This window comes from Clostridioides sp. ZZV15-6383 (assembly GCF_020657735.1).
Lineage (GTDB): Bacteria > Bacillota > Clostridia > Peptostreptococcales > Peptostreptococcaceae > Clostridioides > Clostridioides difficile_D.
Genome location: NZ_JAGWCV010000020.1, coordinates 1 through 13,649, shown reverse-complemented (window position 1 = coordinate 13,649; position 13,649 = coordinate 1). Strand labels below are relative to the sequence as shown.

General features: G+C 29.5%; 13 protein-coding genes, 1 pseudogene and 1 riboswitch. Of the genes and pseudogenes, 10 read left to right on the top strand and 4 right to left on the bottom strand.

Annotated elements, in window-relative coordinates:
* Positions 1-145 precede the first annotated feature (145 nt).
* Entirely contained in the window at positions 146-814 is a 669-nt protein-coding gene (locus KGF42_RS09280) for a sensor histidine kinase (RefSeq protein ID WP_227820799.1), read from the bottom strand.
* Between the two features lie 103 nt (positions 815-917).
* Positions 918-1,214: pseudogene (locus tag KGF42_RS09275) on the bottom strand (response regulator transcription factor); the annotation flags it as partial.
* On the opposite strand from KGF42_RS09275, the gene KGF42_RS09270 reads away from it, so the two are divergent.
* Positions 1,120-1,479, top strand: coding sequence for an EFR1 family ferrodoxin (locus KGF42_RS09270; protein ID WP_227820800.1), 360 nt, complete (start codon positions 1,120-1,122; stop codon positions 1,477-1,479). The pseudogene KGF42_RS09275 and the gene KGF42_RS09270 overlap by 95 nt on opposite strands.
* A 52-nt stretch (positions 1,480-1,531) precedes the next feature.
* Here the strand turns inward: KGF42_RS09270 and KGF42_RS09265 are convergent, their stop codons facing one another.
* Positions 1,532-2,359: a carbon-nitrogen hydrolase family protein gene (locus KGF42_RS09265; RefSeq protein WP_227826179.1), complete on the bottom strand. Its 828-nt coding sequence runs from the start codon at positions 2,357-2,359 to the stop codon at positions 1,532-1,534.
* Positions 2,360-2,562: 203 nt separating this feature from the next.
* Positions 2,563-2,669: riboswitch (guanidine-I (ykkC/yxkD leader) on the top strand.
* A 69-nt stretch (positions 2,670-2,738) separates the two neighbouring features.
* Here KGF42_RS09265 and sugE point away from each other — a divergent pair.
* Positions 2,739-3,059 (top strand): quaternary ammonium compound efflux SMR transporter SugE, encoded by a 321-nt coding sequence (gene sugE, locus KGF42_RS09260; protein WP_054272443.1) that lies wholly within the window; start codon positions 2,739-2,741, stop codon positions 3,057-3,059.
* Between the two features lie 132 nt (positions 3,060-3,191).
* On the opposite strand, the gene KGF42_RS09255 is transcribed toward sugE, so the two are convergent.
* Positions 3,192-3,872 carry a phosphoribosylaminoimidazolesuccinocarboxamide synthase gene (locus KGF42_RS09255; protein WP_227826178.1) on the bottom strand — a complete coding sequence of 227 codons (681 nt, stop codon included), beginning with the start codon at positions 3,870-3,872 and terminating at the stop codon, positions 3,192-3,194.
* A gap of 391 nt (positions 3,873-4,263) precedes the next feature.
* Between KGF42_RS09255 and KGF42_RS09250 the strand changes: the two genes are divergently transcribed.
* The 8 genes from KGF42_RS09250 to KGF42_RS09215 form a co-directional block, all read left to right on the top strand.
* Positions 4,264-5,316 carry a galactitol-1-phosphate 5-dehydrogenase gene (locus tag KGF42_RS09250; RefSeq protein ID WP_227820803.1) on the top strand — a complete coding sequence of 351 codons (1,053 nt, stop codon included), beginning with the start codon at positions 4,264-4,266 and terminating at the stop codon, positions 5,314-5,316.
* A 50-nt stretch (positions 5,317-5,366) separates the two neighbouring features.
* Positions 5,367-5,783 (top strand): PTS sugar transporter subunit IIA, encoded by a 417-nt coding sequence (locus KGF42_RS09245; protein ID WP_054272446.1) that lies wholly within the window; start codon positions 5,367-5,369, stop codon positions 5,781-5,783.
* Positions 5,784-5,811: 28 nt separating this feature from the next.
* Positions 5,812-6,285 (top strand): PTS sugar transporter subunit IIB, encoded by a 474-nt coding sequence (locus KGF42_RS09240; RefSeq protein ID WP_227820804.1) that lies wholly within the window; start codon positions 5,812-5,814, stop codon positions 6,283-6,285.
* 43 nt (positions 6,286-6,328) lie between these two features.
* Complete coding sequence (locus KGF42_RS09235) at positions 6,329-7,087, top strand: PTS mannose/fructose/sorbose/N-acetylgalactosamine transporter subunit IIC (RefSeq protein WP_054272448.1); 759 nt, start codon at positions 6,329-6,331, stop codon at positions 7,085-7,087.
* Positions 7,088-7,110: 23 nt separating this feature from the next.
* A complete protein-coding gene (locus KGF42_RS09230; protein ID WP_227820805.1) occupies positions 7,111-7,950 on the top strand; it encodes a PTS system mannose/fructose/sorbose family transporter subunit IID in 840 nt (279 codons plus the stop codon).
* Between the two features lie 417 nt (positions 7,951-8,367).
* On the top strand, positions 8,368-9,015 hold the full coding sequence (locus KGF42_RS09225) for a response regulator transcription factor (protein ID WP_227820806.1): 648 nt from the start codon (positions 8,368-8,370) through the stop codon (positions 9,013-9,015).
* Positions 9,008-10,402, top strand: coding sequence for a sensor histidine kinase (locus KGF42_RS09220; protein ID WP_227826177.1), 1,395 nt, complete (start codon positions 9,008-9,010; stop codon positions 10,400-10,402). Before KGF42_RS09225 ends, KGF42_RS09220 begins: the two co-directional genes overlap by 8 nt.
* Positions 10,403-10,831: 429 nt before the next feature.
* A partial coding sequence (locus KGF42_RS09215) for a cell wall-binding repeat-containing protein (RefSeq protein ID WP_227826176.1) occupies positions 10,832-13,649 on the top strand: 2,818 nt, incomplete at its 3' end.

Genomic DNA, 13,649 nt, shown 5'->3' with positions numbered 1-13,649 from the left:
GTTTTAAGATTTAAATACTATAAAAAAGTAATTCTAAAGCATACAATTTTGAAAATATAATAATATATTTGAAAGTATAATAACATATAAAACATGACAACAGAATGTCATGTTTTATTAATAATCTATTTCAATTTAGAATTTATTAAAGCTTCTGCCTATTCATAATCGTCTTTATGAACATAAAGTACTCATAAGAGAAATCTTCTTTTTGCCCTAAATTGCCAAGAATTATTTCATTAAAAAAGGGTCTTAAAGCTGATTTTAGAGATTCTTTACTAAATCCTATACCATTATCTTCAATTACAAAGGTAAGGAGTTCTTGTTCAAGATATATAAGTATGGATACATTATGTTTCGCATATCTAAAAGCATTCGATATTATATTTTCAACGACTCTAAGAATGATATTTTTATCAAATAGTAGATTCATATTATTTATTTGGCTTTTAAGTGTAAAAGATTTTCCTTCTTGTTTAGCAATGATAGATATATTTTTATCTAAGTTTTCTATAAACTTGTTTATATTTGATATAGATTTTGAAACAACTAAATCTTCTAATCGTTGAGCATTACTCATATTTTCTACATAGTATTCAATTCTGTCAATATGTTCAGACATAAGTTGTGTGGTTGATAAAATCTTTTCATCACTGAGTTTGCCTGTTGGTATGTATTTTGTCAAATAATTTGAGTAACCTTTTAGAACTGTTAGAGGATTTCTCAAATCATGAGAAAAAGCAGCATTAAGCTGTTTTCTATCGTTAATCATAGTCCATATCTTTATGTTGTTTTTATTTAGTTCAAACCTCATTTTTTCAAAAGCATTACATAGATTACCTAATTCATCATTATTCTTATATTCTAAACAAAAGTCTAAATTGTTGTTGGATATTTCCGTTGCACCTTTATTGAGTATTTCTATAGGTGTTTTTAGTTTGATTTGACTTTCTTTGTTCGCGTCTTAAATGGGCAGATACTCTAGCTCCAAGTTCGTCTAAATCAAAAGGTTTTAAAATGTAATCATCAGCACCAGCACGAAAACCATTTATCTTGTCAGCATTTTCAATTCTAGCTGTAAGAAATAGAATAGGGCATGATACATAATCTCTAATTCTATTGCAAACTTCAATTCCATCTATTTCCGGCATATTTATATCAAGTAAAATAATATCTGGGTTTTTAGATATTTTTTTTAATGCATTTTTTCCATTTTACCCAAACCAAGATAGTCACTTCTCTATTGATGATATCTTTATAGAATGTGGTATTTGTTCAAAAGTATGTCCTGTAGATAATATCAATATTGAAGAAGGTAGACCAAGATTTTTACATAATTGCGAACATTGTCTGGCATGTGTGCATTGGTGTCCTAAACAAGCAATTCAATGGAAAGATGTGACTAAAAATAGAAAGAGATACCATAATCCCAATGTAAAGTTAGAAGACATGATAAGTAAAAAAAGTAAGGGTATTTAATAAAAACCCCATAAATGTCTTAAATACTTAATTTATGGGGTTTTGTTATGTTTTATTTCAAAGTGTTAAGTTCATATAAATCTGTTCTTCTGTGTTTAAGAAGTGGTAACTGTTGTCTTATGTCAGGAATCAAATCTCTATCAATATCAGCATAAATAATACATTCTTTTTCATCAGCTTGAGCAATGATTTTTCCCCAAGGGTCTGAGATTCTTGAATTGCCAAAAGCTATGTAGGAAGCATCCGTATTTCTAGCAGGTGCAGCACCAACATAGAATATCTGATTATCTAAAGCACGCATTCTTATAGATAACTCCCAATGAGCAGGACCAGTAGTCATATTAAATGCAGCAGGTAAGATAACGATTTCAGCGCCTTTAAGAGCCATTAAACGTGATAATTCAGGGAAACGAATATCATAACAAATAGCTATACCAACTTTTCCATATTCAGTATCTATTACAGTGACATCATTTCCAGCTGTAAGAGTATCTGATTCTTTAAAGCTAACCTTTCCTGTAACTTCAATGTCAAATAAGTGCATTTTACGGTGTTTTCCAATTAGAGTTCCATTTTTATCAAATACATAGCAAGTATTATAGATTTTTCCATCTTCTAACTCAGGAATACTACCAGAAACTAGATAAATTCCATGTTTCTCAGCTAACTTACTCAATACTATTGTTGTTTCACCTGGATATTCTTCAGCAAATTTAGGAAAATATTGATTTTCATATGGGCAGTTAAACATTTCTGGCAAAACTACAATTTTAGCTCCATTGGTGGCAGCTTCTGTTACCATATCTACAGCATGATTAATATTTTCAGTTTTATTTTCTGTAGTCATCATCTGACAAACTGCAATTTTATAGGAATTCATAGAAATTACTCCTTTCAATATTTTTATGTTATTATAACATATTAAATAAAAATTAGATATTGTTAGATTTCCCTAAATAGGTATGAAGAGAGTCTGATAAACATATTAAAAAAGTAAATAAATATTCTTATGACTATGGAATGTATCCATATATTGACTTTCTTTATATATATTGATAGTATTATATATAAAATAGAATAATTAATAGAGTTTTATAGGGTTCCGCAATTATTAATGATTGGTCTGGTCCAAGATAAAACCCACAACATAGTTTTTGTTGTGAACACGGAAGGATAAAAACCTGGGAGATATTTTATAATATTTCTCAGGTTATTTTATTGGTAAAAAAAGAAATATATTTGAAAAGAGGGATTATTTTATGAAATGGTTATTTTTATTTATTGCAGGTTTATTTGAAGTATTTTGGGCTTTTCAACTAAAAAACTCACATGGATTTTCTAAATTGACTCCAAGTATACTTACTATTGTTGGAATGATTGTAAGTTTTTATTTTTTATCATTAGCACTTAAACATCTTCCACTTGGAACTTCGTATGCAATATGGACTGGAATTGGCACAGTTGGTACAGCTATTGTAGGAATGGCTATCTTAAATGAGCCTATCAGTATGGCTAGAATTACGTGTATAGGCTTTATTGTGGTGGGGATTGTAGGATTAAAGTTACTATCTACTAATTAGAATGTATTAATTTAAATAAGCTATGAAATTAAAGGCGAGAAAATGTTTTAAATAATCAACATTTAAAAAGTCTTTACTTCATAGCTTATCTTATTTATAAGTTTATTGTATTTTAAAGACCCTATGTATATATTATTTAGCTAATAAAATAGCAGTTAAATCCATAGGGTCAACTATTACACCGTCTTTATAAACACGCATATTTCCAGATGCTATTTCATCTATTAAGATTACTTCATTATTGTAGAATCCAAATTCAAATTTGATATCATAAAGCTCAAGACCTTTTTCAGCTATAGTGTCACGAACTATGTTAGAAATTTTTTGAGTCATGCTCTTCATTGAATCAAATTGAGCTTGAGTCATAATATTTAAAGCTTCTAAACCTTCAGATGTTATAAGTGGGTCACAACGGTCATCATCTTTTAAAGTTGCTTCTACATAACAATTTAGTTTAGCTCCTTCTTCAACACATGAACCATAACGACGTAAGAAACTACCAACAGCTCTATAACGACAAATAACTTCTAAGCCATTACCAAAAACTTTTGCTGGTAGAACTTCCATAGTTGCTTCTTCTAAATTAGCACTTACATAATGAGTTTTAATTCCAGCATTGTTTAGAATTTCAAAGAACTTAACAGATGTCTCTAAATTAGCTCTACCAATTCCATCTATACTTAGACCTACACTATTTTCGCCTGGGTCAAATACACCATCTTTGCCAGTTACGTCGTCTTTAAATTTAAGTAAGTAATTTCCATTATCTAATTCAAAAACATCTTTAGTCTTTCCTTGATACACTTTTTTCATAAACAACCTCCAAAAAGTTAAATTATTATATTGAATAAGGCATTAGTGTCAAAAAAGTTCTGATATTCGCATGAAAATTTATATTGATACCTTATATTTAATATTATATCACAAATAGAAGGGAAATTTCCGAACGATTTTGTAAAAATAACAAAAAAGGTACATTTTATAAAAGTTATAATAAAAAAACTAGTATAGAATGTGAGTGTCATTTATATTGACACACATAAGTTTTTATATAAAAAAGTCTTGACACACTTTAACACACATTTAATGATAATTTTATAATACGCATGAAGACAGTACTTACATATATTGGCATGAAAGTTGCTTTATATATCTGACATATAAAAGATAAATATATTCAAATAAAAATTAGGGGTGGTTAATAATGAAGTCAGTTAGATTCTATGGTATAAGAGATACAAGAGTAGAGGATGTGGATGTACCAAAAATATTAGAAAAAGATGATGTAATAATTAAAGTAAAGGTAGCTGGAATATGTGGTTCTGATATATCAAAATATTCAAAGACGGGTCCACATATGATTGGAGAAATTCTAGGGCATGAATTCTCTGGAGAAGTAGCACAGGTTGGTACAGGAGTAAAGTGTTTTAAAATAGGAGATAGAGTTGCTGTTTGTCCAGCTATGCCATGTTTTGAATGTGATGAATGTAAAAAAGGATTCTATTCAAGATGTAATAATGTAGCGATAATAGGAAATAAAGAACTTGGAGGTTGTTTTGCAGAATATACAAAGGTAAAAGAGAGAAATTTAATAAAAATACCAGATGAAATAAGCTATGAAACAGCAGCTGCTCTGGAACCAGTGTGTATAGCAGGGCATGGTCTTTTTAGGTCACAAGCTAAAGTTGGAGATACTGTTGTAGTACTTGGTACAGGTCCAATAGGATTATTTTCAATACAATGGGCAAAGATATTTGGTTCTACAAAAATAATAGCTGTTGATGTATTTGATGAAAAGCTAGACTTGGCAAAAGAGTTGGGGGCAGATATTTGTATAAATGCAAAGGAAAAGAATCTTGTAGAAGAAATAAAAAGTTTAACTGATGGAGCTGGTGCAGATATTGTTATTGAATCGGCTGGTACTCCAATGACATGTGGTCAGGTATTGTTGCTAGCTAAAAAGGGAGGGACAGTATTGTATGCAGGTATACCATATGGAGATGTAGCTTTGACTAGAGAACAATTTGAAAAGATAGTAAGAAATGAGCTAACTGTAAAGGGCACTTGGTTTGGAAATTCCTTTCCATTTCCAGGAAAAGAATGGAGTACTGGATTGTATCATATGCAGAAGGGTGATATGAATGTTGAAAAATTAGTAACACATAGAATAAATTTAGAAGAAGTACCAGCTTATTTTGAAAAGGTATACAAAAGGGATATTTTCTTTGGTAAGATAATGATTAATATAGCTAATTAGATTAGAGTACCAAATAATAATCTATACAAAAAAGTTTAGTTAAGAAAGGTATGATTCATATGGCAGGAATAATTATAGCTGCACATGGAAATATGGCTAAAGCGATGTTAGAAAGTGCTGAATTAATAGTAGGCAAACAGGAAAATGTAGAAACTTTAGGATTAAACCATGGCGACAGCATAGATGAGTTTAGTAGAAGATTAGAAGAAGGAATTGAAAAATATAAAGGTGAAGGTGTTTTAATCTTGCTTGATTTTTATGGTGGAACTCCATTTAATACATCTGCTGTTGTAATAAATAAGTTTGCTAAGGAATGTGAGTTAGAATGTTTAACAGGTGTAAATTTACCTATGCTTTTAGAGTTATTTTTAAACAGAGATACTATGAAGTTAAAAGACTTAAAGAATTTATGTACACAAGTGGGAATGTCAGGGATTAAAGATGTGAAAACAGCTTTAAATATATAAAATAAATTAAAAATCTGGAGGAATTATTATGAGCAATATAGCATTAACAAGAATTGATGATAGATTAATACATGGTCAAGTTATTACTGCTTGGTGTAAGATTACATCAGCAAAAAGGATAGTAATAGTAGATGATTTAGTTGTAAAGGACCCATTTATAGTTCAAGTTTTACAAATGGCAGCACCATCAACTGTTAAGGTTGAGGTACATGATGTAGAATCAGGTGCTGAAGTACTAAAATCACATAATGGGGATGAAAATTTAATAGTATTGGTCAAATATCCTAAAACTGTTTTAGGTCTAGTAAATAATGGTGTAGATTTAAAGGAATTGAATGTTGGGGGTATGGGAGCTGGGCTTGGTAGAAAAAGTTTTTATAAAAACATATCTGTGTCAGATGAAGAAAAAGAAATATTTAAAGAATTAATATCAAAAGGTGTTAAATGCTTTATACAAATAGTGCCAGATGCAAAGAAAATTGATGTAGGAACGTTATTATAAAGACTATCTTGTAAATCTTTAAAATTAAATAAGGAGGAAGAACATGCAAATTTCACTAATTCAAGCAGTATTAATAGCAATTTTTTATTATCTTTCTTGGAGTCCATGGTTGACTTATGTTGGATTTTTTACATGGAATAGACCTTTATTAGCTGGATTTGTAACGGGAATTATATTAGGAGACCCTGTTCAAGGAGCAATTATAGGAGCAGGTATAAATATGATATATTTAGGTTTTATATCAGCAGGAGGAGCTCAGATGGGAGACCCAGCTTTTGCAGGATATGTAGGTACTGCTTTAGCTATAGCCTCTAAACTAGATGTAAGTACTGCAATGGCAATAGCTGTTCCATTAGGCACTGTTGCAACTGTACTTTGGATTGGGAAGATGACAGTAAATTCTTTTTTTGCACATTGGGCTGATAGAGAAGTTCAAAAAGGGAATGTTGATAGGGTAGCATTTATAAATATAGTACCACCACAGATACTGTTATTTGCAATGAGTTTTATACCAGCATTATTAGTTGTTTATTTTGGTCCAAATGCGATAGATGGTATGTTGGAAGTAATGAATGAGAATGTATTACATGTATTTAATGTAATTGGGGCTATGTTGCCAGCACTTGGAATTGCTATGAATTTAAAGTTGATTGGAAACAAATTCACTATGCCTTTTTTCATATTAGGAATATTAATGGCTGTTTATTTTAAAGTAGATATAATAGTAATATCTGTTATTGGAGTAATACTTGCTCTTACAATTACTTCAATCAAATATGGAAAAGATAGTGCTACATCTTAAATACATGTGAGGGGGAATTTATTATGTCAGATATAAAAAATGAAGTGATTAAGAAAACGTTAAGCAAGAAAGATGTAATAAAATCATGGCTGAGATGGTTTTTCTTTGCACAATCTAACTACAATTATGAAAGATTACAATCAACAGCTTTTTCGCATTCAATGTTACCAGTACTTAAAAAATTATATCCAGATAAGGAAGAATTAAAGCAAGAAGTGGAGACTCATCTAGCCTTTTTTAATACAGAGCCTATATGTGGATGTGTTATACATGGAATAACAATAGCAATGGAAGAAGAAAAAGCTAATGGAGCGGATAAGATAAGTGGGGATGGAATGAATGCTATCAAAACAGGCTTGATGGGTCCACTAGCAGGAATTGGTGATACATTAACTCAAGGGGTTATAACACCTATAGTATTAGCTGTTTGTATTGGTTTAACTGAAGGAGGAGCGTCAATCGCAGGACCTATATTATTTGTAATAGCTCAATATATAATAATGACTTCAATTTCTTTTGGAATGTGGACAAATGGATATAAATATGGGAAAAAAGCTGTTGAGAGTATACTTCAAGGTGGAATAGTAAATAAGGTTATAGAAGGGGCTTCTATACTAGGGACTTTAGTTATGGGAGGACTGGTAGGTAGATTTATCAATTTATCTACACCAATAAGTTATACTAGTGGGGATTTTAAATTTAGTCTTCAAACGGATTTACTTGATAAGATATTTCCAGGATTAATTCCTTTGGTACTTACTTTATTAGTACTCTTTGCTTTAAAAAAAGGTATTTCTCCAATAAAAATAATGTTTATATTAATAGTTGTTGGGGCTATTACAGGTATTTTGGGATTATTTTAAATAAATATATATGTTGTTGTGCAAATTAGGATTCTAAATTGAATGATTGTATTTGTAGCGTGTAGTAAAATGTATAGTAAAAAGTCTCGTAATTAGGATATATTTAGGGTGAATTAAAATTATAATAAATTAAAATTTAATATTGTATAAGCTATATAGAGTATATAGTCTTTTAAAAAGTATCTCAGAAGGATTTTTAATCAGGATGAGGTACTTTTTCATTTGTATATAAAGTCTTAAGTAGTTTCAAAAATATATAAATTCATGTAATCAAAATATTATAATGTATAACCAAAATGTTATAATATGTAACCAATATATTATGAATAGTTGTAAACTTCCTGTAACATATCTTTTATATAATTGAAGCAATGGATATAATATGAAATATAATAAGAATTTTAGGGATGTGAATAGATGAACATATTAATTGCTGATGATGAGGTTAGTATGCTTAAGATACTTTGTGCATATTTTAAAAAGGAAAACTTCAATGTATTTACTGCAAAAAATGGGGAAGAAGCTTTAGATATTTTTTATGAAAATAAAATAGATTTAGCAGTATTGGATTGGATGATGCCAGTAATTGATGGAATAGAAGTATGCAAAGAAATAAAGGAAAGTAGTAATACAAAGGTACTTATGTTGACAGCAAAAAGTCAAAGTGAAGATGAAATAGAAGCCCTTAGTATAGGAGCAGATGAATATATAAAAAAACCATTTGACCCTAGAGTTTTAATAATAAGGGCTAAAAAACTAGTAAATTATAAAGACACAATTAATATCAAAGATTTAAAAATAGATTTTGAGTCAAATAAGGTTTTTAAAGGTGATAATGAGCTGTTATTGACTAAAAAAGAATTAGAATTAATGCGTTGTCTAATCGATAATAAAGGGATTGTTTTGTCTAGGGAAAAACTTTTAGATTTAGTATGGGGATTGGATTATGAGGGCGATTTTAGAACAGTAGATACTCATATAAGAAGGTTAAGGGTAAAAATAGGTGAGGATATAATAAAAACTTATAGAGGATTAGGGTATAGTCTGGAGGTTTTTAATGACTAAACTGAATAAAAAATTGTCCATAAGTATATCGATAGTAGTTGTAGTTGTTTATGTAATGTCTATAACTATAAATAGTATGTTTATTCATAGATATTATTTGCATGAGAAAAGAAATGTATTGAATAATATTGCAGATGAAATTAAACATAAAGATATAAATAAATTAAAAACAGATATTGGTTTAACTGAGGAAAAAAACAATACAGCTATTGTATATGTAGAATTAGATAAAAATTACAAAGATAAAGGTAATATAGATAAAATAAATCAAGATTTATTAAGTGAATTTTGGAAGAAAGGCCTAAGTTTAAATAAGTTTTGGATTGAAGAAAATAGCTTAAAAAATATTGACAATAAAAGTATAAATAAAATATACAATCAAGGTAAAACGAAATATAGTTTACTTGTAAAGTTTATGAAGAAAGATAATTACTTGTTTGCTATATCTATACCTATAGAACATTCTGAAGAAACTATTGGTATCGTAAATAGGTTTAATATAATTATGGGAGTCTTTTCAGTAGTCATAATGACTATACTTATATTTATATTGTCAAATAGAATCATAAGACCTATGGAAAAGTTAAAGCTTTTATCTAAAGATATCTCTGAATTAAATTTTAGGACTGAAGATATAAAAACGAATGATGAAATAGAGGAGTTAGCTTATAGCATAAATATAATGAGTGTAAAGCTTGAAAAAGCACATAATGAATTGAATAAGAGAAATGAGAATCTAAAATCTTTTATATCAGATGCATCTCATGAAATGAAAACTCCAATAGCACTTATAAAAGCATATGCTATAGGTATGAAAGATGGTTTAGATGATGGGACTTATACAGATACGATAATTGAGCAGGCAGAAAATATGACCAATACAATAAATGCCCTTTTATATTGGGCGAAGTATGAGAAGAGGGAGAGAAATCTATGTAAAGTGGATTTAAAGGAAAGGTTGTATAAAAGCTTAAAAAACTATGAGTTGTTGATAGATAGAAGTGGTATAAGTGTTAAGTGTAGTATAGATGATAAAGAACTTATAATAAATTCTGATGAAGATAGTATAGACATGGTATTTAATAATTTGATTAGTAATGCAATTAAGTATACTAGTAATAATGAAATAGAGATTAATCTTTTTGAAGAGAATGAGAGAATTATATTATCAATAAAAAACGGTATAGATTATGATATGGAGGATGATATAGAGAATATATGGAAGCCTTTTTATGTTTTAGAGAAGTCGAGAAGTAAAGAGCTTTCTGGTACTGGTCTTGGTCTTACTATAGTTAGAGCTATACTTGAAGAAAATAATTTTAAATACAGGGTTGAAATTTGTGATGGAATGATAGAGTTTTATATTATCTTTATAAAAGTAATTTGAATTAAAATGTAAATATAAAGAATAATTAAAAAAATATCTCAATTATTTGTTTTCATATGGATAAAATTGGTTATTTAATATATAATTACAAGTATAAATAATAAAATTTATTTATAAAAAGAGTAGCACTTTATTCTAAAGGCTACTTTTTTTATAAAAAACCTTCTTTTTTACTACAATTCATTAACATAAAAATCAAACTTACTTTAAAATCTAAATTTACAAATTTTTCAATTAATAAGAAAATTTCCTTATTCCTTTATAACGACTACAATATAAAAAAATAATAAAATAATTATAAATTAATTATGAAATCATTATAGTTAAAAAAACTCTTTAAAATTAGATATTAAGTATCCATTAGAATTAGAACGGGAACAAAGTTAAAAAATTAAGTAATATCAAATGGACAAGGGGGAAGAAAATACAATGAAAATACCAAAGAAGATTGCTGCAATACTTACAGTGACAATGATAGCTGGAAGCTCAACAGCAGGCATAGCTAGTGCACAAACTGTAGCAACAAATTTAACAGGACAAGAAAGATATGAAACTGCTGTTAAAATAAGTCAAGATGGATGGAAAAATGCTGATGAGGTAGTAATAGTAAACGACTCATCTATAGCAGATGCTCTATCTGCAACACCATTTGCAAAGGCAAAAAATGCTCCAATACTTTTAACAGCTAAAGATAAATTAAATGATAAGACGAAAGCAGAAATACAAAGATTAAAAGCTAAAAAAGTATACTTAATAGGTGGAACTTCTGTATTAAGTACAAATATAGAAAAAGAAATAAAAGATTTAAAAATATCTTTTGAAAGAATCTCTGGAGCTGAAAGATACCAAACATCCTTAGAATTAGCAAAGAAATTAGGTGTTATAAGTGATGTTAAGAAAATAGCTGTAGTTAATGGTGAAAAAGGGCTTGCATATGCAGTAAGTGTAGGAGCACCAGCTGCACAAAACAACATGCCAGTAATACTTGCTGATTCTAAAAATGGAACAGCAGTTGCAGACAAATTTATAAAAGAGGCTGGAATAACTCAATCTTATGTAGTGGGTGGAGATAGTTCAGTTTCTGAAGCTGTTAAAAATAAACTACCAAATAGTACAAGATTGGGTGGAACAGATAGAAATGATACAAATGCAAAAGTAGTAAAAGAATTCTATAAGAAAACAGATTTAAAAAATGCTTATGTAACTAAAGATGGTATGAATAAACAAGACCAACTTATAGATGCATTAGCAGTAGGTGTATTAGGTGCAAAAAATCAATCACCAGTAGTTTTAGTTGGAAAAAATCTATCAGCTTCACAAAAATCTCTAGTTAATTCTAAGAGTTTTGATAAGATAACTAAAGTTGGTGGAAATGGTAATGAGACAGCATTTAATGAAATAAAGTCATTACAAGAAGTAAGAACAGTTGAAGCTAAAACAATTTCTGAGTTAAAATCAGCTGTAGATAAAGCTACTGCTAATGATGTTATAAACTTTAAGCCAACTAGTGAGGTTAAAGAAGCATTTACAATACAAACTGATAAAGCAGTAACAGTAAACTTAAATGGTACATATACAAAGACTGTAACTATCAATATGCCTAATGGGGATGTAAATAACTATGCAAAAGTGGATGATGTAGTTATAGATGATGTAAAAGATGGAACTTTTGTTAACTATGGAAAAATAACTAACTTAAAAGTTAATGATAAAAATGGAGCTAAGATAGAGAATAATTCTAAAGGTGAGATTGGTAGTTTAACAGTAGCATCTGGAGCAAGTCAAGTAAAAGTGAATAATGGTGGTAAGATAACTACAGTTACAAATAATTCTAAAGGAACTACTATAGATAACAAAGGTACAATAAGTAGTGTTAAGGGAGATAATTCTCCAACAATAAGTGGAAATAGTCCAAGTTCTAACTCTTCAGGAGGAAGTTCTTCACATGGAGGAGGTTCATCTTCAGGAGGAAGTTCTTCTAATCAAACATCAGTAAATAATGAAGCAGCAAAAATAACAAGCGTGACTACACCAGCAAAAGATGCAACTAAATTAACTATGCCATCAGTATCAAGTGGATATACTATAGCAATAAAATCATCAAGTAATGAGAGTGTTATAAAAAAAGATGGAACAATAGTATCTCCAAATACAGCAACAACAGTAAAACTAGTATTTACAGTAACACATACATCAAGTGGAAAAACAGCAGATACAAAAGAAATATCTGTAACAGTACCAGCTAAATCAACAGATGAAGAATTACAAACAGCATTAGATAATGAAGTGGCAAAAATAACAAGTGTTCCTACACCAGAAAAAGATGCTACTAAACTAACTATGCCAACAGTATCAAATGGATATAAAATAGTGATAAAAACATCAAGTGATGAAGGAGTTATAAAGAAAGATGGAACAATAGTGCCACCAGATGCAGAAACAAAAGTAACATTAGTATTTACAGTAACACAAGAATCAAGTGGTAAAACAGCGGATACAGGAGAAATAGATGTAGTAGTACCAGCAAAATCAACAAAAGTAATAATAGGGGAAGGTTCAGTATCAGGAGCAACAGCAGGAGATAAAGAAATAACAGGATTGATATCAGGAAAGATATATAAAGTAACAATGGATGGAGTTGAAAAGTATACTAAAGCTGATGGAACACTAGGAGAAGAAGGAGAGAAAGCAGCATTAACAGGAACATCAATAACAGGTTTAGTAAATGGAAAGACATATAAGGTAGAAGAATATATAGCACCAGTAGTAAACGAAGTAATAATAGGGGAAGGTTCAGTATCAGGAGCAACAGCAGGAGATAAAGAAATAACAGGATTGACATCAGGAAAGATATATAAAGTAACAATGGATGGAGTTGAAAAGTATACTAAAGCTGATGGAACACTAGGAGAAGAGGGAGAGAAAGCAGCACTAACAGGAACATCAATAACAGGTTTAGTAAATGGAAAGACATATAAGGTAGAAGAATATATAGCACCAGTAGTGAACGAAGTAATAATAGGAGAAGGTTCAGTATCAGGAGCAACAGCAGGAGATAAAGAAATAACAGGATTGACATCAGGAAAGATATATAAAGTAACGATGGATGGAGTTGAAAAATATACTAAAGCTGATGGAACACTAGGAGAAGAGGGAGAGAAAGCAGCACTAACAGGAACATCAATAACAGGTTTAGTAAATGGAAAGACATATAAGGTAGAAGAATATATAGCACCAGTAGTGAACG

Coding starts and splice junctions, on each gene's coding strand:
- KGF42_RS09280 (WP_227820799.1), bottom strand. CDS start 814: ATGAGGTTTGAACTAAATAAAAACAACATAAAGATATGGACTATGATT.
- KGF42_RS09250 (WP_227820803.1), top strand. CDS start 4,264: ATGAAGTCAGTTAGATTCTATGGTATAAGAGATACAAGAGTAGAGGAT.
- KGF42_RS09235 (WP_054272448.1), top strand. CDS start 6,329: ATGCAAATTTCACTAATTCAAGCAGTATTAATAGCAATTTTTTATTAT.
- KGF42_RS09240 (WP_227820804.1), top strand. CDS start 5,812: ATGAGCAATATAGCATTAACAAGAATTGATGATAGATTAATACATGGT.
- KGF42_RS09265 (WP_227826179.1), bottom strand. CDS start 2,359: ATGAATTCCTATAAAATTGCAGTTTGTCAGATGATGACTACAGAAAAT.
- KGF42_RS09230 (WP_227820805.1), top strand. CDS start 7,111: ATGTCAGATATAAAAAATGAAGTGATTAAGAAAACGTTAAGCAAGAAA.
- sugE (WP_054272443.1), top strand. CDS start 2,739: ATGAAATGGTTATTTTTATTTATTGCAGGTTTATTTGAAGTATTTTGG.
- KGF42_RS09245 (WP_054272446.1), top strand. CDS start 5,367: ATGATTCATATGGCAGGAATAATTATAGCTGCACATGGAAATATGGCT.
- KGF42_RS09225 (WP_227820806.1), top strand. CDS start 8,368: ATGAACATATTAATTGCTGATGATGAGGTTAGTATGCTTAAGATACTT.
- KGF42_RS09255 (WP_227826178.1), bottom strand. CDS start 3,872: ATGAAAAAAGTGTATCAAGGAAAGACTAAAGATGTTTTTGAATTAGAT.
- KGF42_RS09220 (WP_227826177.1), top strand. CDS start 9,008: ATGACTAAACTGAATAAAAAATTGTCCATAAGTATATCGATAGTAGTT.